This is a genomic window from Streptomyces sp. NPDC058646 (assembly GCF_042716875.1).
In the GTDB taxonomy this organism is placed as follows: Bacteria; Actinomycetota; Actinomycetes; order Streptomycetales; family Streptomycetaceae; genus Streptomyces.
Map to the genome: position 1 here is coordinate 1 of NZ_JBHXRK010000019.1, position 18619 is coordinate 18619.

General features: G+C 72.4%; 18 protein-coding genes and 3 tRNA genes. 5 read left to right on the plus strand and 16 right to left on the minus strand.

The features are described from left to right. Positions 1-205 precede the first annotated feature (205 nt). Positions 206-1225, plus strand: coding sequence for an adenosine deaminase (locus tag ACFWUZ_RS22820; RefSeq protein WP_384375772.1), 1020 nt, complete (start codon positions 206-208; stop codon positions 1223-1225). A 3-nt stretch (positions 1226-1228) separates the two neighbouring features. Here the strand turns inward: ACFWUZ_RS22820 and ACFWUZ_RS22825 are convergent, their stop codons facing one another. The 7 genes from ACFWUZ_RS22825 to ACFWUZ_RS22855 all read right to left on the minus strand — a co-directional run bounded on the left by ACFWUZ_RS22825 (position 1229) and on the right by ACFWUZ_RS22855 (position 5065). Next, entirely contained in the window at positions 1229-1645 is a 417-nt protein-coding gene (locus tag ACFWUZ_RS22825; RefSeq protein WP_384375775.1) for a hypothetical protein, read from the minus strand. A gap of 16 nt (positions 1646-1661) precedes the next feature. Continuing rightward, on the minus strand, positions 1662-2957 hold the full coding sequence (locus tag ACFWUZ_RS22830) for a UDP-N-acetylmuramate dehydrogenase (protein WP_384375778.1): 1296 nt from the start codon (positions 2955-2957) through the stop codon (positions 1662-1664). Positions 2958-3544: 587 nt separating this feature from the next. Next, positions 3545-3973: a MaoC family dehydratase gene (locus tag ACFWUZ_RS22835; RefSeq protein ID WP_384375781.1), complete on the minus strand. Its 429-nt coding sequence runs from the start codon at positions 3971-3973 to the stop codon at positions 3545-3547. Between the two features lies 1 nt (position 3974). Then, positions 3975-4427, minus strand: a complete 453-nt coding sequence (locus tag ACFWUZ_RS22840; RefSeq protein WP_384375784.1) for a MaoC family dehydratase N-terminal domain-containing protein — start codon at positions 4425-4427, stop codon at positions 3975-3977. A 191-nt stretch (positions 4428-4618) separates the two neighbouring features. Beyond that, positions 4619-4783: a 50S ribosomal protein L33 gene (rpmG, locus tag ACFWUZ_RS22845; protein WP_006604855.1), complete on the minus strand. Its 165-nt coding sequence runs from the start codon at positions 4781-4783 to the stop codon at positions 4619-4621. An 88-nt stretch (positions 4784-4871) separates the two neighbouring features. Further along, positions 4872-4944, minus strand: a tRNA-Met gene (locus ACFWUZ_RS22850). Between the two features lie 48 nt (positions 4945-4992). Further along, positions 4993-5065 (minus strand) — tRNA-Thr (locus ACFWUZ_RS22855). Between the two features lie 349 nt (positions 5066-5414). Between ACFWUZ_RS22855 and ACFWUZ_RS22860 the strand changes: the two genes are divergently transcribed. Beyond that, positions 5415-6803 (plus strand): amidohydrolase family protein, encoded by a 1389-nt coding sequence (locus ACFWUZ_RS22860; protein WP_384375787.1) that lies wholly within the window; start codon positions 5415-5417, stop codon positions 6801-6803. 54 nt (positions 6804-6857) lie between these two features. After that, positions 6858-7514 (plus strand): SDR family oxidoreductase, encoded by a 657-nt coding sequence (locus ACFWUZ_RS22865; RefSeq protein ID WP_384375790.1) that lies wholly within the window; start codon positions 6858-6860, stop codon positions 7512-7514. Between the two features lie 16 nt (positions 7515-7530). Here ACFWUZ_RS22865 and ACFWUZ_RS22870 read toward each other — a convergent pair whose 3' ends face one another. Together ACFWUZ_RS22870 and ACFWUZ_RS22875 are read right to left on the minus strand one after the other, a co-directional pair. Continuing rightward, a complete protein-coding gene (locus tag ACFWUZ_RS22870) occupies positions 7531-7866 on the minus strand; it encodes a DUF3574 domain-containing protein (protein ID WP_384375793.1) in 336 nt (111 codons plus the stop codon). A gap of 260 nt (positions 7867-8126) precedes the next feature. Further along, positions 8127-8208 (minus strand) — tRNA-Tyr (locus ACFWUZ_RS22875). A gap of 200 nt (positions 8209-8408) precedes the next feature. Between ACFWUZ_RS22875 and ACFWUZ_RS22880 the strand changes: the two genes are divergently transcribed. Both ACFWUZ_RS22880 and ACFWUZ_RS22885 read left to right on the plus strand, forming a co-directional pair. Next, positions 8409-8897, plus strand: a complete 489-nt coding sequence (locus tag ACFWUZ_RS22880) for a YajQ family cyclic di-GMP-binding protein (protein ID WP_384375796.1) — start codon at positions 8409-8411, stop codon at positions 8895-8897. A gap of 541 nt (positions 8898-9438) precedes the next feature. Continuing rightward, a complete protein-coding gene (locus ACFWUZ_RS22885) occupies positions 9439-10683 on the plus strand; it encodes an APC family permease (RefSeq protein ID WP_384376177.1) in 1245 nt (414 codons plus the stop codon). Positions 10684-11049: 366 nt separating this feature from the next. Here the strand turns inward: ACFWUZ_RS22885 and ACFWUZ_RS22890 are convergent, their stop codons facing one another. From ACFWUZ_RS22890 to ACFWUZ_RS22920, 7 genes are all read right to left on the minus strand, one after another. Then, positions 11050-11442, minus strand: coding sequence for a YccF domain-containing protein (locus ACFWUZ_RS22890; protein WP_384375799.1), 393 nt, complete (start codon positions 11440-11442; stop codon positions 11050-11052). Then, complete coding sequence (gene htpX / locus ACFWUZ_RS22895; RefSeq protein WP_384375802.1) at positions 11439-12302, minus strand: zinc metalloprotease HtpX; 864 nt, start codon at positions 12300-12302, stop codon at positions 11439-11441. Before htpX ends, ACFWUZ_RS22890 begins: the two co-directional genes overlap by 4 nt. 210 nt (positions 12303-12512) lie before the next feature. Further along, positions 12513-14054, minus strand: coding sequence for an NADH-quinone oxidoreductase subunit N (locus ACFWUZ_RS22900; RefSeq protein ID WP_384375805.1), 1542 nt, complete (start codon positions 14052-14054; stop codon positions 12513-12515). Then, entirely contained in the window at positions 14051-15610 is a 1560-nt protein-coding gene (locus ACFWUZ_RS22905; protein ID WP_384376180.1) for a NuoM family protein, read from the minus strand. Before ACFWUZ_RS22905 ends, ACFWUZ_RS22900 begins: the two co-directional genes overlap by 4 nt. Before the next feature lie 38 nt (positions 15611-15648). Continuing rightward, entirely contained in the window at positions 15649-17652 is a 2004-nt protein-coding gene (locus ACFWUZ_RS22910) for an NADH-quinone oxidoreductase subunit L (RefSeq protein WP_384375808.1), read from the minus strand. Further along, positions 17649-18014, minus strand: coding sequence for an NADH-quinone oxidoreductase subunit NuoK (gene nuoK, locus ACFWUZ_RS22915; RefSeq protein ID WP_384375811.1), 366 nt, complete (start codon positions 18012-18014; stop codon positions 17649-17651). The genes ACFWUZ_RS22910 and nuoK overlap by 4 nt, the downstream gene beginning before the upstream one ends. Then, the gene (locus tag ACFWUZ_RS22920; protein WP_384376183.1) at positions 18014-18619 is read right to left on the minus strand and encodes an NADH-quinone oxidoreductase subunit J; all 606 of its coding nucleotides are present in this window, start codon (positions 18617-18619) and stop codon (positions 18014-18016) included. Before ACFWUZ_RS22920 ends, nuoK begins: the two co-directional genes overlap by 1 nt.

Consider the following 18619-nt stretch of genomic DNA (forward strand, 5'->3'; position numbering starts at 1 on the left):
CTGCCCCCGCTCCACACCCCGCGGCCCCCTCCCCCGCCCACCCCCCCCCCGGCGCGTGGGCGGGGGCGCCCCCCGCCCCGCCCCCCCGCTCAGTCATGTCCGGCCCGCCCGCGGGGAGCCCCGCGGGCCCGCTCGCGCGTTCGGGCAAGCCCCCGATCGGTAAAACCCCCTCCCGCCGAGCGCAGCCGTACGGCAGGATCACCAGATGGAGCACGTACGCGATCTCACGCTTCTGCCGAAAGCCCACCTCCACCTGCACTTCACGGGGTCGATGCGACCGTCGACGCTGCTGGAACTCGCCGACAAGTACGGCGTCCGGCTGCCCGACGCACTGACCGCCGGCGAGCCCCCCAAGCTGCGGGCCACCGACGAACGCGGCTGGTTCCGCTTCCAGCGGCTCTACGACGCCGCCCGCTCCTGTCTGCGCGAGCCGGACGACATCCGGCGGCTCGTCCGGGAGGCCGCGGAGGAGGACGTACGGGACGGCAGCGGCTGGCTGGAGATCCAGGTGGATCCCACCTCCTACGCCCCCCTGCTCGGCGGGATGATCCCGGCCGTGGAGATCATCCTGGACGCCGTGGACAGTGCCTCCCGGGAGACCGGTCTCGGGATACGGGTCCTGATCGCCGCGAACCGCATGAAGCATCCGCTGGACGCCCGCACCCTGGCCCGCCTCGCCGTGCGCTACGCCGACCGGGGCGTCGTCGGCTTCGGGCTCTCCAACGACGAACGCCGCGGCTTGGCCCGCGACTTCGACCGGGCCTTCGCCATCGCCCGCGAGGGCGGTCTCCTCGCGGCCCCGCACGGCGGCGAGCTGGCCGGCCCGGCCTCGGTCCGTGACTGCCTCGACGATCTGGACGCCGCCCGCATCGGGCACGGCGTACGCGCCGCCGAGGACCCCCGGCTGCTGAAGCGGCTCGCCGACCGGCAGATCACCTGCGAGGTCTGCCCGGCCTCGAACGTGGCCCTCGGGGTGTACGAGCGGCCCGAGGACGTGCCGCTGCGCACGCTCTTCGAGGCCGGCGTGCCGATGGCGCTGGGCGCGGACGACCCGCTGCTGTTCGGGTCCCGGCTGGCGGCCCAGTACGAGATCGCCCGCACCCACCACGGCTTCACGGACCCGGAGCTGGCCGAACTGGCCCGGCAGTCGGTGCGCGGGTCGGCGGCGCCCGAGGACGTGCAGGCCAAGCTGCTGACCGGGATCGACCACTGGCTCACCGGGTGAGCGTCAGCGCGTGAGCCTGAGGTCGCCCTCGTAGCAGTCGGCGCGGACCCGTCCGCCGTCGGGGAAGCCGATCTCCAGGTGGGTGCGGCCCTGTTCGGGCAGCGCGTACTCGGCCACGGAGGCGATGGTCTCGCCGAGGTGGCGCAGGAACGGGTGGTCGCCGAGGTCCTCACCGACCTCGATGCGGCCCCATTCCCCCAGGTCGTACGGCTCGTGCGGCGCGGCGGACTCCACGATGAGGCACTGGTCGGACCCCGTGGTGATGCGGATGGAGTCGCCGATGCTGTCGATCAGCCAGACGTCGAGGGGGGCCTCGGACCGCTCGCCCTCGCTGATGTGCCAGGACGCGACGACTCTGCTGAGCGTGCGCCCCACGAGGCGGGTGGGGTCCGTACCGGCCCCGTGCAGGGGACAGAGCATGGGCGGCCGGGACTCCTCAGATGCTGACGCCGACCGTCACCGGTTCGTTGACCAGGGTGACGCCGAAGGCCGCGTGGACGCCCGCGACGACCTCGCGGGCCAGGGCGAGGAGGTCCTCCGTGGTGGCCTCGCCGCGGTTGGTGAGGGCGAGGGTGTGCTTGGTGGAGATGCGGGCGGGGCCGGCGCCGTAGCCCTTGGTGAAGCCGGCCTTGTCGATCAGCCAGGCCGCGCTGGTCTTCGTACGGCCGTCGCCCGCGGGGTAGGCGGGCGGGGCGGTTTCGGGGCCGAGGCGGTCCTGGACGCGGGCGAGGAAGGCGGCGTAGGCCTCGTCGCTCAGGATCGGGTTGTGGAAGAAGGAGCCGGCCGACCAGGTGTCGTGGTCGGCGGGGTCGAGCACCATGCCCTTGGTCGCGCGCAGGCGCAGCACGGTCTCGCGGGCGGTGGCGGCCGGGACCCGGTCTCCGGCCACGACGCCGAGGGCGCGGGCGGTCTCGGGGTACTTGACCGGCGCGGAGAGGCCGCCCGCGTCCTCCAGGGCGAAGCGCACGCGCAGGACGACGTACCGCTCGGGCTGGTCCTTGAAGGTGCTGTTGCGGTACCGGAAGTCGCACTCGGCGGCGGTCAGGGTGACCGTCTCGCGGCGGGTGCGGTCGTAGGCGACGACCTCGGTGATGGTGTCGCAGACCTCCTGGCCGTACGCCCCGACGTTCTGGATCGGGGTCGCACCGGCGGATCCGGGGATCCCGGCGAGGCATTCGATCCCGGCGAGGCCGGCCTCGACGGTGCGGGCGACGGCGTCGCTCCAGTTCTCGCCGGCGGCGAGTTCCAGCGCGGTGCCGTCGAGGGTGAAGCCGGTGGTCGCGATGCGCAGGGCGGTGCCGTCGAACCCCTTGTCGCCGATGACCAGGTTGCTGCCGCCGCCGATGACCAGGAGCGGGGTGCCGCTGTCGTCCGCGGCACGGACGGCGGCGATCACCTCGGCGTCGGTGGTCGCGGTGACCAGACGGGCTGCGGGCCCACCGAGGCGGAAGGTGGTCAGCGGGGCGAGGGGGGCGTCGTGGAGTTCCTGCACGTGGACAAGAGTACGGTCCGTACCCCTCGCATCCCTGCGGGGCCACGGACCGCGACGCGGCAGCCCCGTACGGCGGGCCGCTGAGCCGTCCGTCCGGTAGGCCGTCCCCTGCTCGGCGCGACGGCGCTCGGCCTCGCCCCAGCCGCCCGGGACCTCGGCCGCGGGCACGGTCCAGAAGGTGCAGGCCGACTCCTCCATGTACGCGGCGGCCTTGCGGGAGCCGGGGCCGGGGTGATCCACAGCGCGGGGACGGTCCCGCTATGACTGCCGCAGGGGGCCGGTGGGTTCCGAGACGACCGCCGGCGCCCACCGGAGCAGGGGCGGCGGCCGCCGGTCTCCCCCTCCACAGGGGTCGCAGGCGCCGAGAGGCATGCAGTGTCTCCCCACATGGTGGCGGCTCACTGTCCAACCCCGGACGGACCGCAGACGCCAAGCAACGTGCCGTGCCCACCGGACCGGTGGCGGCCTGTGCCCAGACCCAGACGGGTCACAGGCGCCGAAACGAGAAGGGTGTGCGGGGAGTGGATGCGCTCCCCGCTCCTGCCGATGATCTGGTCGAGGTCTGGCTCCGGCAAGGGCCCTGGAGGCCAGGCCCTGCAACGCTGACCGCCCCGCATGGGCATCGGTCCCCGGTGAGCGTCTTTTTGGGGGGTTCCCGTCGGTCCTGTCTTTCCGTGGCGGGGCGGGCGGTCAAGGGGGGCCGAAGGCCATCGCGAAGCGACGCGACGAAGGAGCGCCCTTGAGGGCCCGCCCCGCCACGGAGAGACGATAGGACTGGCGGGAAACCCCCAAACCCTCCCTGATCCCGAGAAGGGGTAACAGCCCCCTCAGCCCAGCACGACCACCGCGCGGGACATGCCCAGGACCTTCTGGCCCGCGCTCATGGCCGTCAGGTCCACCCGTACGCGGTTGTCGTCCAGCTTGGCCGCGACCTTGGCGGTGACCTCGATCAGGCCGCCTCGGTCGTCGTTGGGGACCACGACGGGCTTCGTGAAGCGCACCCCGTACTCGACCACCGCGCCCGGGTCTCCGACCCAGTCGGTGACCACGCGGATCGCCTCGGCCATGGTGAACATGCCGTGCGCGATGACGTCCGGCAGGCCCACCTCCTTGGCGAACTTCTCGTTCCAGTGGATCGGGTTGAAGTCACCCGACGCTCCGGCGTACTGCACCAGCGTGGCGCGCGTCACGGGGAAGGACGCCGCCGGGAGCTCGGTGCCGACCTCGACGTCGGCGTACTTGATCTGCGCTGCCATGTCAGGCCTCCTCGGGGGCGCGGGAGACGAGCTTCGTCCACGCCGTCACCACGTGCTCGCCGGTCTCGTCGTGGACCTCGCCGCGGATGTCGATGATGTCGTTGCCCGCCATCGACTTCACGGCCTCGATGGTGGAGGTCACGGTGAGCCGGTCACCGGCGCGCACCGGCCGGGTGTACGCGAATTTCTGGTCGCCGTGCACCACACGGCTGTAGTCCAGCCCCAGCTGCGGATCGGCGACCACCTGGCCGGCTGCCGCGAAAGTGATGGCGAACACAAAAGTCGGCGGGGCGATCACATCCAGGTGGCCGAACGCCTTGGCGGCCTCGGGGTCGGTGTAGACGGGATTCGCGTCACCCACCGCAACCGCGAATTCGCGGATCTTCTCCCGGCCGACCTCGTACGGATCGGTGGGCGGGTAGCTCCGCCCCACGAAGGACTGGTCGAGCGCCATGACTCACTACCTCCTGGTGAAGGGACTTGAAAGACACAAAGTCAGGTACAGCGGCAGACGCGAAGCCGGAAGCAATGGCATCTGCGCAACCTGGGGCCCCTCACGGGGCTGGTGACAGAAACGACACAAGGCCGCCCCCCAATGAAGGGGACGACCTCATGACGGTGCCTGTATACGGGACTTCGCTGGGGTCAGCGGGTCTCGCGGTGCGCGGTGTGCGAGTTGCAACGCGGGCAGTGCTTCTTCATCTCAAGACGGTCCGGGTCGTTACGCCGGTTCTTCTTGGTGATGTAGTTCCGCTCCTTGCACTCCACGCAGGCCAGCGTGATCTTCGGGCGGACGTCGGTGGCAGCCACGTGAGTGCTCCTTGACGGAAATTGGGACGGATGAACGCATACAAGAGTAGCCGACCGGGAGACCGACCCCGCAATCGGCTACTGTGTGTAGCGGCGACCGGACTTGAACCGGTGACACAGCGATTATGAGCCGCTTGCTCTACCGACTGAGCTACGCCGCTTTGATGTGATCAGCTCCCCACCCGAAGGTGGGGAACCTCTCTCACCAGAGCCCCAATGCGGAATCGAACCGCAGACCTTCTCCTTACCATGGAGACGCTCTACCGACTGAGCTATTGGGGCGAGCGATGAAGACATTACACGGTTGCCTGCCGATCGCCCAAATCCTTTGCGGGAGCTGGGCTCCGGGGGGCTTCGTACGGCTTTCTTGATCAGGCCGCCAAGGGCTTTCGGTGCCGATTCCGCCCGGATTGTGTGCGGGCTCACACCCGGGGATGCAGCAGCGGGGCGTCGGCGCCGTTCGCGGGGCGCTCCTGCGGCGCCGGGCGCGTGGGCACCACACCGGTACGACTATTGCGCTCTTCCCTGAAGCGGGGTGCGCCGCGCCCTAGGCTCTGAGCACGCTGCGTGATCTTGGGCCGCGGGCCACGGCCAGGCCCAGGAACCGCCCGAGCCACCGCAGGAGCGCGCGATGTCCGACAGCCAGCCGCAGCAGCCGTCCCACTCCCCTCGTAGCGGCCACGGCGAAGGCGGCACCCACGGACCCGCCGACGTACCCGGGACGCACGGCTCCTCCGGTCGCCCGGCGCGCACTTCCGGCACCGGCAGCGCGGCAGCCGGTGCCGGGGCCGGGGCCGGAAGCGGCAGCGCGGCAGCCGCCGAGGCCACCACCCTGCTGCTCGCCGGCGCGCGCCTGACGGACGGGCGGACCGTCGACGTCCGCCTCAGCGGCGGCCGGATCCAGGCCGTGGGCACCGCCGGCAGCCTCCCCTCCCCCGCCCTGTCCCGGGTGGACCTCGGCGGCTACCTGCTGCTCCCCGCCCCGGCCGAGCCGCACGCCCACGGGGACACCGCCCTGACGGCGGACGGGGAGGGGCCCGTCTCGTACACCCCCGACGAGGTCCAGCGCCGGGCCACCGAGGCGGCCCTGCTCCAGCTGGGCCACGGCGCCACCGCCGTCCGTTCGCACGTCCGGATCGCGGACGTGCACGGGCTCGGCCCGATGGAGGCCGTGCTCCAGGCCCGCCGGTCGCTGCGCGGGCTGACCGACCTCACCGCGGTGGCCGTCCCCCGGCTGCTGACCGGGGTTGCGGGCGCGGACGGGCTGGCCATGCTGCGGGACGCGGTCAAGATGGGCGCCTCCGTGATCGGCGGCTGCCCCGACCTGGACCCCGACCCGACGGGCTTCCTGGAGGCCGTCCTGGACCTGGCCGCCGAGCACGGCTGCCCCGTGGACCTGCACACGGACGGTGACGACCCGGGCCGCCTCGCCCGCCTCGCGGCGATGGCCGGCGGGCTGCGCCCGGGGGTGACCATCGGGCCCTGCGGCGGCCTGTCGCGGCTCCCGCTGGACGTGGCCGCCCGGGCCGCCGATCAGCTCGCCGCCGCCGGCGTACGGGTGACCTGCCTGCCCCAGGGGGACTGCGCGGCCCTGGAGCGGCGCGGCCTGCGGACCGCGCCCGTACGGCTGCTGCGGACCGCAGGGGTGCGGGTCTGCGCCGGGAGCGGTGCGCTGCGGGACGCGGGGAACCCGGTCGGCCGGGGCGACCCGCTGGAAGCGGCGTACCTGCTGGCCTCCCAGGGCGGGCTCCGGCCGGGTGAGGCGTACGCGTCGGTCAGTGCCGCCGCCCGGGAGGCGATGGGCCTGCCGGAGGTGCGGGTGGAGGCCGGTTTCCCGGCGGAGCTGCTCGCCGTGCGGGGGGACCGGATCGCGGGCGTGCTCTCCCTGGCGTACAGCAGGATCGTGATCCACCGGGGGCGCGTGGTGGCCAGGACGAGTGCTGTGCGCGAGTACTGCGACTCGGCGGTGGCGGTGGCGCTGGACCTGCCCCGGCAGGGCCGTACGGAGGCCGGACCCTGAGTGGTCGGCGTGCGTTCGCGGGCGGCGGCGCCCGGCTCGTCGTACGGTCGGGTCATGCGCATCGTCATCGCAGGTGGACATGGTCAGATCGCGCTGCGGCTGGAGCGACTGCTCGCCGCGCGCGGGTACGAGGTCGCGGGCATCATCCGTGACCACACGCAGGGCGACGACCTCAGGGAGGCGGGGGCCGAGCCGGTGCTGTGCGATCTGGAGTCGGCTTCGGTGGAGCACGTGGCGGGCATCCTGCAGGGCGCGGACGTGGCGGTCTTCGCGGCCGGTGCGGGGCCCGGCAGCGGCGTCGGGCGCAAGGACACCGTGGACCGCGGTGCGGCGGTGCTCTTCGCCGATGCCGCCGAACGGGCCCGTGTCCGGCGCTTTCTGATGGTGTCTTCGATGGGTGCGGACGCCCGGCACGAGGGTGATGACGTGTTCGACGTCTACCTGCGGGCCAAGGGTGAGGCCGACGACCACGTGCGCACCCGGCTGGGCCTGGAGTGGACGGTGCTGCGCCCGGGATCCCTGATCGACGACGCCGGTACGGGAGCGGTCCGTCTGGAGGCCCGCACGGGCCGCGGTTCGGTCCCGCGCGACGACGTGGCTGCGGTGCTGGCGGAGCTGGTCGAGACCCCGGCGACGGCGGGCCTGACCCTGGAGCTGGTCTCCGGTTCCACTCCGGTGTCGGTGGCCGTCAAGGACATGGCGGGCAATTGACGGGCCGTCGGCCGGGTCAGAACCCGGCGGTCACCTTGTCGTCGGAGCGTCCGACCGAATCCTGCTGGTAGTGGTCCTCGTAGGTCTGCCGGATCCGCTCGATGCGTGCGCTGCGCTCGTCGGCGTCCTTCTCGGGGTAGAGGAGCACCACCTCGTACGAGGTCTCCCGGATGCTCGTCCCGTCCTTGCCGCGCCACTGGCCGTACCCGTCGTGGACGGTCAGCCCCTCGGGGAAGGCGGGGGTGATCTCCCGGCCGAGGAACCGCATGAACTCGCCCTCGCCGACGGCGCCCCGGCCGTCCGGGCGTTCGGTGCCGAAATAGAGCCGGGTCTCCCGGTACGGCTCCCCCACCTCGGGGTGGAGCGCTGCCCCGACCAGGGCGGGAATTCCGGCGCCGAGGAGGGCGAGCAGGACTCCCCCCGACCTTTCCCCGTGTGTCAGATGTCCACTTCACGTCCGGTGAACGAACGGGGGACTGCGACGATGCGGGCCATGGGCGGTGCGGCCGTCGAACGGCCGAAGGGCTCGGCGGCGACGCGCCGTTCCGTGGGCACATACGAAGAGGACCCCCGTCCACTGCGTTTCCGCAGTAAACGGGGGCCTCACTCGCGTGGCGGCGCCAGGATTCGAACCTGGGTAGGCAGAGCCGACGGATTTACAGTCCGTTCCCATTGGCCACTCGGGCACACCGCCATGGGATGCTGCCGGTTTTCCGCCTTTCGGCGGTGCTCTGCGGCAACGACGTAAACGATACCCGATCCACGGGGGTGCTTCGCCACCGGATTGATCAGCGCCTCCGGCGGGCGTGGTGGCTAGGCTTTGCGGAACGGTCCGGGCCCGTCCGGCCGCGCCCTCCGGGGCCTGTCACCACCGACTTCAAGGAGCCACAGCACATGGCCGACTCCAGTTTCGACATCGTCTCGAAGGTCGAGCGGCAGGAGGTCGACAACGCCCTCAACCAGGCCGCCAAGGAGCTTTCGCAGCGCTACGACTTCAAGGGCACCGGCGCCACGATCGCCTGGTCCGGCGAGAAGATCCTGATGGAGGCGAACTCCGAGGAGCGCGTCAAGGCCGTCCTCGACGTCTTCGAGACCAAGCTGGTCAAGCGCGGGATCTCGCTCAAGGCGCTCGACGCCGGCGAGCCGCAGCTGTCCGGCAAGGAGTACAAGATCTTCGCCACGATCGAGGAGGGCATCTCCCAGGAGAACGCCAAGAAGGTCGCGAAGATCATCCGGGACGAGGGCCCCAAGGGCGTCAAGGCACAGGTCCAGGGCGAGGAGCTGCGCGTCAGCTCCAAGAGCCGTGACGACCTGCAGACCGTGCAGGCGCTCCTCAAGGGCAAGGACCTGGACTTCGCGATCCAGTACGTGAACTACCGCTGACCCAGGTCCGCGACCCGCTCCCACGCCGGCCCGGCGGTCCTCACGGACCGCCGGGCCGCGGCGGTTGCGGAGGTACGGGGTGCGGGGGCGTGAGCGGCGCGTGCGCCTGTGCGGGCCTCGGTGGGCACTTGGGCGGGGGCGGGTGCGCCCAGCACGCTGGGTGGCATCCATCACCGCGTGGCAGGGGGTGCTGGTGGCGACGGCCGGCGCGATCGTGGTGACCAGTCTCTTCGAGGGCGTGCTGGTCGGGCTGGGGCTCGCCGTCGCGAAGGCCGCGTGGGAGACCTCCCACGTGCACGTCGAGGAGGTGTGGGAGGGCGAGGAGCTGTGCGTCCGGATGGTGGGGAACGCCAGCTTCCTTCGGCTGCCCAAGCTGCTGGACGCCCTGGACGCGCTGCCGCACGGCCGGCCGGTGTGGCTCGACCTGAGCGGGTTGCGCCATCTCGACCACGCCTGCCTCACCGCCCTGGAGGGGTGGGAGCGCATACGAACGCCGCTGCCCGGCCGGGAAGGCGTCATCCAGCCCGGCTACCCTCCAGCCGTGGATCACGGACTGAAGCGCACCCTGGGAGTGTCCGACGCCGTCGTCGTCGGACTCGGCGCGATGGTCGGGGCGGGGATCTTCGCCGCCCTGGCGCCTGCGGCGCGCGCGGCGGGCGGTGCGCTCCTCGGGGCCCTCGCGCTGGCCGCCTTCGTCGCCTACTGCAATGCGCACTCCTCGGCGCGGCTCGCGGCCCGCTACCCGTCCTCCGGCGGCACGTACGTGTACGGGCGCGAACGTCTGGGGCCGTTCTGGGGCCATCTGGCCGGCTGGGGCTTCGTGATCGGCAAGACCGCCTCCTGCGCCGCGATGGCGCTGACGGCCGGCGTGTACCTCTGGCCGGGGCGGCAGCACGCCGTGGCCGTCGCGGCGGTGGTGGCGCTGACCGCCGCGAGTTACGGCGGGGTGCAGAAGTCGGCCCGGATCGCCCGGCTGGTGGTGGCGGCGGTGCTGGCGGTGCTGGCCGCCGTGGTGGTGGTGTGCCTGGGCTCCGGCGCGGCCGGCGCCGGGCGGCTGGGCGGGGGGGACTGGACGGCCGGGGGGCTGTTGCAGGGCGCCGGGCTGCTGTTCTTCGCCTTCGCGGGGTACGCCCGGATCACCACCCTGGGCGAGGAGGTCCGCGACCCGGAACGCACCATCCCGCGGGCCGTGCCGCTGGCCCTGGGGATCGCGCTGCTGGTGTACGCGGCCGTGACGGTGGCGGCTCTGTCGGTGCTCGGCGCCGACGGGCTGGCGGGGTCGGCGGCGCCGCTCGCCGACGCGGTCCGGGCGGCCGGACGGCCCGGACTGGCCCCGGTCGTCGGGGTGGGCGCGGCACTGGCCGCGCTGGGTTCGCTGCTGGCCCTGGTCCTCGGGGTCTCGCGGACCGTGCTGGCGATGGCCCGGGACGGCCATCTGCCCCGGGGGCTGGCCGCCGTGCATCCCCGGCGGCAGGTGCCGCACCGTGCGGAGCTGGTCGTGGGTGCGGTCGTGGCGGTGCTCGCGGCCACCGTCGATCTGCGGGGTGCGATCGGTTTCTCGTCCTTCGGCGTGCTCGTCTACTACGCGATCGCGAACGCTTCCGCCTGGACTCTCGATTCAGCTGTCAAGGGTCGGGCCGTGGCAGCGGTCGGGCTGTCCGGCTGTGTGGTGCTGGCCTGCACGCTGCCCGTCGCGTCGGTGGCCACGGGGGCGGCGGTGCTGGCTGTGGGAGCACTGGCCTACGGGGTGCGGGCAGGGTGGGCGCGGTTCGGATCCGGGATGTGAATCCGGCCCGGTGCGCCGGATCCGGCATGGGCGGCGGATCCGGGCAGGGGCGGCGGGGCGCGCCCGGGGGCGGAGCCGGGTCCGGCTTCGCCGCGGGCGGTCCTGCCGGGGCGCGCGGGCACGGGCGCGGGCAGGCGCACACGCACGGGCAGGAGCAGGCGCACGGGTACGGGCACGGGCAGAGGCCTTCGGGACGCCTTCGCGGACGTCCGTACACGGCCGGCGACTTGCTGCAGCAACTGCTCGGTCTGGTTCATGACCCCATGGTGGCGGAGACCGCCGACATCGCGCTCGGCCTGTGGACAACCCACTCCCGGCGGTGCCGGGAGCGGGCTCCGTCCTCGTCCCCGGAGGGGCGGAACTCCGTCAGCGCGAGGCGAACGGCGCATCCGTCGGGACGATCTCGCGGCCCAGAGGGAGCAGGGAGAGCGGGACCATCTTGAAGTTGGCGATGCCGAAGGGGATGCCGATGATCGTGATGCAGAGGGCGATGCCGGTGACGATGTGGCCCAGGGCGAGCCACCAGCCTGCCAGGACCAGCCACAGGACGTTCCCGACGGAGGAGCCCGCTCCGGCGTCGTGCCGCTCCACCGTGGTGTAGCCGAACGGCCAGAGGGCGTAGAGGGCGATGCGGAAGGCGGCTATCCCGAAGGGGATGCCGATGACGGTGATGCAGAGGATCACGCCCGCGAGGCAGTAGCCCAGGAACAGCCAGATGCCGCTGAGGACGAGCCAGATGAGGTTCAGGATGGTCTTCACTGCCGGCGGCCTGCCATCTGTTCGAGCCGGGCGATGCGCTCGGCCATGGGGGGATGGGTGGAGAACATCCTGGAGAGGCCCTCACCCGGACGGAAAGGGTTGGCGATCATCATGTGGCTCGCGGTCTCCAATCGGGGTTCGGGGGGCAGCGGGAGCTGCTTGGTGCCCGCGTCCAGCTTGCGCAGGGCGCTGGCCAGGGCGAGCGGGTCCCCGGTGAGCTGGGCCCCGGACGCGTCCGCCTCGTACTCGCGGGAGCGGCTGATGGCGAGCTGGATGACGGAAGCGGCCAGCGGCCCGAGGATCATGATGAGCAGCATCCCGAAGAGGCCGGGGCCCTCGTCGTCGTTCGATCGGCCGACAGGAATCAGCCAGGCGAAGTTCACCAGGAACATGATCACCGAGGCGAGTGCTCCGGCGACCGACGAGATCAGGATGTCCCGGTTGTAGACGTGGCTCAGCTCGTGGCCGATGACTCCGCGCAGCTCCCGTTCGTCGAGGATGCGCAGGATGCCTTCGGTGCAGCAGACGGCCGCATTGCGCGGGTTGCGGCCGGTGGCGAAGGCGTTGGGTGCTTCGGTGGGCGAGATGTAGAGCCGGGGCATGGGCTGACGCGCGGACGTGGAGAGCTCGCGCACCATGCGGTACAGCTCGGGGGCTTCGAACTCGCTGACGGGGCGGGCGCGCATCGCGCGTAGAGCCAGCTTGTCGCTGTTCCAGTACGCGTACGCGTTCGTCCCGAGGGCGATGAGGACGGCGACGACCAGGCCGGTCCGTCCGAAGAAGCTGCCGATGACGATGATGAGTGCGGACAGCCCGCCGAGGAGTACGGCGGTCTTGAGCCCGTTGTGCCGGCGGTGCACGGTACGCCCTCCTAGTGGTGCGGCAGGGGGACCCCGTCCAGGATCTGCAGAGCTGAGGGTCTACGGTCCAGTGGACGCTCCCTTCCTGGTCAACGCCAGATGGAGGCTTCTGGTTCCCAGGGCGCACCGGGGCCGCCGCCCCCGTGGCCGGGGCCGTGGGGCGGCGGTGGGCGTTGCTCCGTACGGGTTACCGCGGTCGCGGCGTACGGGCTACAGCGGGAAGAGGCTGCCCGTGGCGAAGCGCAGGACCAGCTGCGGGGCGCCCGAGAGGACGAGCGCCGCGGCCGCGGTGAGCGCGATGGCGGCGGTGACCGGCCGGGGGGCTCGCGCGGGGGTCCCGGCCGGGGCGTCGGCCGTCTCCGGGGTCCGGAAGAGCAGGGCCGTCCAGCGCAGGTAGTAGTAGAGGGCGATGACGACGTTGACGGCCATGACCACGGCCAGCCAGCCCAGGCCCGCGTCGACCGCGGAGCGGAAGACGGTGACCTTGGCGAAGAGGCCGATGATGCCCGGGGGCAGGCCGGCCAGGCAGAGCAGGAAGAAGGCCAGCGCGAGCGCGGCCAGGGGGCGCTCGGCGTACAGGCCGCGGTAGTCGCTGATCCGGTGGAGCGGCTTCGTCCGGGCGACCAGTGCGGCGACGGCGAAGGCACCGAGGTTCACGGCGGCGTACATGAGGGCGTAGGCGACGGTGGAGCCGATCTGGTCCCGGTCGGCGTACGCGGCCGCGGCGATCGGGACGAGCAGGTACCCGGCCTGGCCGACCGAGGACCAGGCGAGCAGCCGTACGGCGCTGTTCGGGCGGTCCGCGGACTGGCGGAGCGCGGCGGCGTTGCCCAGGGTCATGGTGAGGGCGGCGAGGACGGCCAGGGCGGGGCCCCAGATGTCGGAGTACGCCGGGAAGGCGATCACGGTGACGAGGATCAGACCGGTGAAGCCGACGGCCTTGCCGATCACCGAGAGGTAGCCGGCGACGGGCAGGGGCGCGCCGACGTAGGTGTCGGGGACCCAGAAGTGGAAGGGCACGGCCGCGGTTTTGAAGGCGAAGCCGACGAGGGTGAGCGCGACACCGGCCATGGCGAGGGTGTCGAGCTGCCCGGGGACGTCTTCGAGCCGGTCGGCGACCTGGGTGAGGTGCAGGGAGCCGGTGGCGGCGTAGACGAAGCTGACGCCCATCAGCGACACGGCGGTGGCGGTGACGGAGGAGAGGAAGAACTTGAGGGCGGCCTCGGAGGAGAGCCGGTCGCCGCGGCGCATGCCGACGAGGGCGAAGGCGGGCAGCGAGGCCACTTCGAGGGCGACGATCAGGGTCGCGAGGTCGCGGGAGGCGGGCAGCAGGGCCGCGCCGGCGGCGGAGGAGAGCAGCAGGAACCAGTACTCGCCGGCGGGCAGGCGGGTGTCGCGGACGGCGGTGACCGACAGCAGTGCGGTGACCAGGGCGCCGCCGAGGACCAGGAACTGGACGGCGAGCGCGAAGTGGTCGGCGGTGTAGCTGCAGGCGGCCGGGTCGCCGGTGAGGCAGAAGGTGGTGCGGTCGCCCGCGCGCAGCGGCAGCAGGGAGGCGGTCGCGACGGCCAGCCCGGCCACGGAGATCCAGCCGAGGAGGGGCTTGCGCCGCTCGGCCACGAACAGGTCGGCCACCAGGACGGCCAGGGCGACCGCGGCGGTGACGACCACGGGGGCGATGGCGAGCCAGTCGACGGACTGGACCAGGCTCGCGGTCGGTCCGGTGGCGGCTGTGGTGGACAGGGCCGTCATGAGTTGCCTCCTGCGAGGAGCTTCTGGACGGCCGGGTCGGTGAGGCCGAGGAGGACAGCGGGCCACAGGCCGGCGAGGACGGTGAGGGCGGCGAGCGGGGTCCAGGCCGCGAACTCGTAGCGCTGGACGTCCGCGAGGGCGCCGGGGGCGGCGCTCTCGGCCTTCGGGTCGCCCATGCAGACGCGCCGCACGACGATCAGGAGGTAGGCGGCGGTGAGCAGGGTGCCGAACGCGCCGATGGCCGTGTAGGTGAGGAACGCGGGACGGGACAAGCCCTCGGCCGGGTCGAAGGCCCCGAACAGGGCCAGCATCTCGCCCCAGAAGCCGGCCAGGCCGGGCAGGCCCAGCGAGGCGACGGCGGCGAAGGCGAGGAGTGCGCCGAGGCGGGGGGCGCGGCCGTAGAGGGCGGCGCCGGTGGCTCCGGCGAGGGTGTCGAGGTCGGCGGTGCCGTACCGGTCCTTGAGGGCGCCGACGAGGAAGAAGAGGAGGCCGGTGATCAGGCCGTGGGCGATGTTGGCGAACAGGGCGCCGTTGACGCCGGTCGGGGTCATGGAGGCGATGCCGAGCAGGACGAAGCCCATGTGGCCGACGGAGGAGTACGCGATGAGGCGCTTGAGGTCGCCCTTGTTGCCCTTGCGGGCCAGTGCGAGGCAGGCGAGGGAGCCGTAGACGATGCCGACGGCCGCGAACGCGCCGAGGTAGGGGGCGAGGGTGTGCATGCCGTCGGGGGTGACGGGGAGCAGGATGCGGACGAAGCCGTACGTGCCCATCTTGAGCAGGACGCCGGCCAGCAGGACGGATCCGACGGTGGGAGCGGCGGTGTGGGCGTCCGGGAGCCAGCTGTGCAGCGGCCACATGGGGGTCTTCACGGCGAGGCCGATGCCGATGGCCAGGACCGCCAGGAGCTGGGTGGTGCGGGTCAGTCCGCGGCCGTTGTCAGAGGCCAGTGCCACCATGTCGAAGGTGCCGCTGTTCAGTCCGATGAGGAGCAGGCCGAGCAGCATGACGACGGAGCCGAGGAGGGTGTAGAGGATGAACTTCCAGGCGGCGGCCTGCCGCTGAGCACCGCCCCAGCGGGCGATGAGGAAGTACATCGGGATGAGGACCATCTCGAAGGCGAGGAAGAAGAGCAGCAGGTCGAGGACGGCGAAGGTGGCGAGGGTGCCGGACTCGAGTACGAGGAGCAGCGCGACGAAGGCCTTCGGGGAGGGGCCCTCGGGGAGCTTGAAGTAGCTGTAGAGCGCGCAGAGGAAGAACAGCAGCGCGGTCATCAGGAGGAGGGGGAGCGAGATGCCGTCGACGCCGAGGTGGATCCGGACGTTCAGCGCCTGGATCCAGCTGATGTCCGTCGTGGCCTGGAAGCGGGACGGGGCGTCGTGGTCGAAGCCGAGGGTGAGGGCGATCGCCGCGGCGAGGATCACGCCGGTCACGGTCACGCCGTGGCGGAGCACGGCCTGTTCGGGGCTGCGGCCCCTGAGCCCGGGCGGGGGCGGCAGGAGGGCCGCGGCGGCGCCGAGGAGCGGTGCGGCCACGAGGAACGCCAGAAGGAACTGCATCACGGACGGGCTGATATCAATCACGGCTGACTCACGGCTCACGATCCGGCGTTGACGTTGGCGAGGACGGCGGTGGCGATCGCCAGGACCACGGCGCCGGCGAGCAGGGCGCTCAGGTAGCTCTGCACGTTGCCGGTCTGGGCGCGGCGGACGAGGCTGCCGAGCAGCCGGGGGGCGATGCCCGCGCCGCGGACGTAGGCGTCCACGACCTCGCGGTCGAGGAAGCGGACCAGGCTCGCGGCGCCGCGTACGGGGCGGACGAAGAGCCGGTCGTAGACGGCGTCGAGGTGGAAGCCGTCGGCTGCGTGGCGGTGCAGGGGGCCGAGGAGTGCCTTGCCGGGGTCGGGGGCGGTGCCGGCGGGGACGGCGGGGTGGTCGTGGGTGACCTCGGCGACCTCGGGGGTCTCGGCGGCCGATTCCGCGGCGGCGGCCGCCACGGGCACTGCGGCGCCGGTTCCGGCTCCGGTGGCGCTCCTGGCGACGGCGTTCTGCCACAGGCCGTAGGTCAGCAGGACACCGATGAGGGCGGCGCCGGTGCCGAGGAGCGAGGTCGTCAGGGTCGGGACGAGCTGACCGCCGTCGAACCAGTCGGCGATCGGCCACGCCGCGACGCCGAAGGCGAGCGAGGGGATCGCCAGGAGCCACAGGACGCCGGTCATGGCGACGGGTTCCTTGCCGTGGTCGGGGGCGGCGGCGCCCCGGCCGCGGAAGGCCATGAGCCACAGCCGGGTGGCGTAGGCGGCGGTGAGCAGGGCGGTCAGCAGGCCGCCGACCAGTACCAGCCAGCCGGCGGCGGCCGGTGCCTGCTCGGCGTGTCCGGCGGCGGCGGCTTCGGCGGCGACGAGGACGGCTTCCTTGGAGAAGAAGCCGGCGAAGGGCGGGAAGGCGGCGAGCGCGAGGAGCGCGACCGTCATCGTCCAGAAGGCGTCGGGGATGCGCTTGGCCAGGCCGTCCATGCGGGCCATGGCGGCCAGGGAGTTCGTCCCGGCGGCGTGGATGATCACGCCTGCGCCGAGGAACAGGAGCGCCTTGAAGGCGCCGTGGGACAGGAGGTGGAAGACGGCCGCGCCGCGGTCGCCGACGGCCAGGGCTCCGGTCATGTAGCCGAGCTGGCCGACCGTGGAGTAGGCGAGGACGCGTTTGATGTCGTCCTGGGCGAGGGCGGCGAGGCCCGAGCCGATCATCGTGACGGCCGCCATGACGGCCATGACGACCAGCGCGGCCTGCGAGGCCGCGAAGACCGGGAGGAGGCGGGCGATGAAGTAGACACCGGCGGCGACCATCGTCGCGGCGTGGATCAGCGCGGAGACCGGGGTGGGGCCCGCCATGGCGTCCGGGAGCCAGGTGTGCAGCGGGAACTGCGCGGACTTGCCCGCGACGCCGGCGAGCAGGAGCAGCGCGATCGGCGTGGGGTGGTCGAGGCCGCCCGCGGCGACCGTGTCCAGGATCTTCGTGATGCGGAAGGAGTCGGCGTCGGCGGCGAGCGCGAACAGGCCGATCAGGAAGGGGACGTCGCCGAGCTTGGTGACGAGGAAGGCCTTGAGGGAGGCGGAGCGGGCCGCTTCGGTCTCCCAGTAGTGGCCGACCAGGAAGTACGAGCAGATGCCCATGATCTCCCAGCCGACCAGCAGCACCATCAGGTCGCCGGAGTAGACGACGAGCAGCATGGCGGAGGTGAAGAGGGACACCAGGGCGGCGTACGAGGGGTAGCGGGGGTCCTCGCGGAGGTACGCCGTCGAGTACAGCTGTACGCAGGTGGCGACGATCCCGACGAGGACGGCGACCAGCACGGCGAAGCCGTCCAGCTGGAGCGAGAGCTCGATGGGAACGGAGCCGGTCGGGGTCAGCTCGGTCGCGGTGGCGATGGCCGGGCCGCCGCCTTGGCGGACGGCGACGAGCACGGCCAGGACGGCGGCGCCCAGGGTCGGGAGCACGGCGAGCGGCCGGACGAAGCCGGGGGCGCTGCGGCCGAGGAGGAGTCCGGCCACCGCACCCAGGAAGGGGAGGAGGGGGACGAGCACGGCGAGGGTCGGGGTGGTCACGCGGCGGCCTCGCTCTGCGCGTTCGGGCTGGTCGGCGTGGTGGACGCGGGCTCGTGGCCCTCGGCGGTGTCACGGAGCCTGTCGACGTCCGAGGTGCCGCGGTTGCGGTACACCATCAGCACGATCGCGAGGCCGATGCCGATCTCGGCGGCGGCGATGGCGATGGTGAAGAGGGTGAGGGCCTGGCCCGCGTGGAGGGTGTCGCGCAGCCAGACGTCGAAGGCCACCAGGTTGAGGTTGACGGCGTTGAGCATCAGCTCGACGGACATCAGGACCAGGATGGCGTTGCGGCGGGCGAGCACTCCGTACAGGCCCGTGCAGAAGAGGAGCGCCGCGAGCACGGCGGGGTAGGCGAGGTGCATCAGCGCTGCCCCTTGTCACGGGCGTCGGCGGCGGTGGCCGCTGGGGTGCCGGCTTCGGCGTCGGCCGGTCCGGTCCTGCGGGACAGCACGATGGCGCCGATCAGGGCGGCCAGGAGGAGGACGGAGAGGGCTTCGAAGGGCAGCACCCAGTGCTGGAAGAGGATCTCGCCCGAGACCTTCGTCGAGCCCTGGACGGGTCCGTCGAGGTCGATCCAGGTGGTGCGGAAGGCGTCGACGACGACCCAGACGAGCGCGACGGCGGCGGTGACGGCGACGCCGAGCGCGACCCAGCGGTTGCCGGAGTCGGCGTCCGGGGAGCGGCCGATGGGGGCCTTGGTGAGCATCAGTCCGAAGAGGAGGAGGACGACCACGGATCCGAGGTAGATCAGGACCTGGACCCAGGCGATGAACTCGGCGGTCAGCAGCAGGTACTCGACGGCGATGCCGCCGAGCGCGACGACCAGCCAGAGCGCGGCGTGCACCAGCTGCTTGGTGGTGACCGTGACGACGGCCGCGCCGAGGGTGGCGAGGCCGACGAGGACGAAGGCGATCTCGACGCCGGTCGGGGACAGGAAACCGGGCCCGGCCGAGGCGGATGCGGCCAG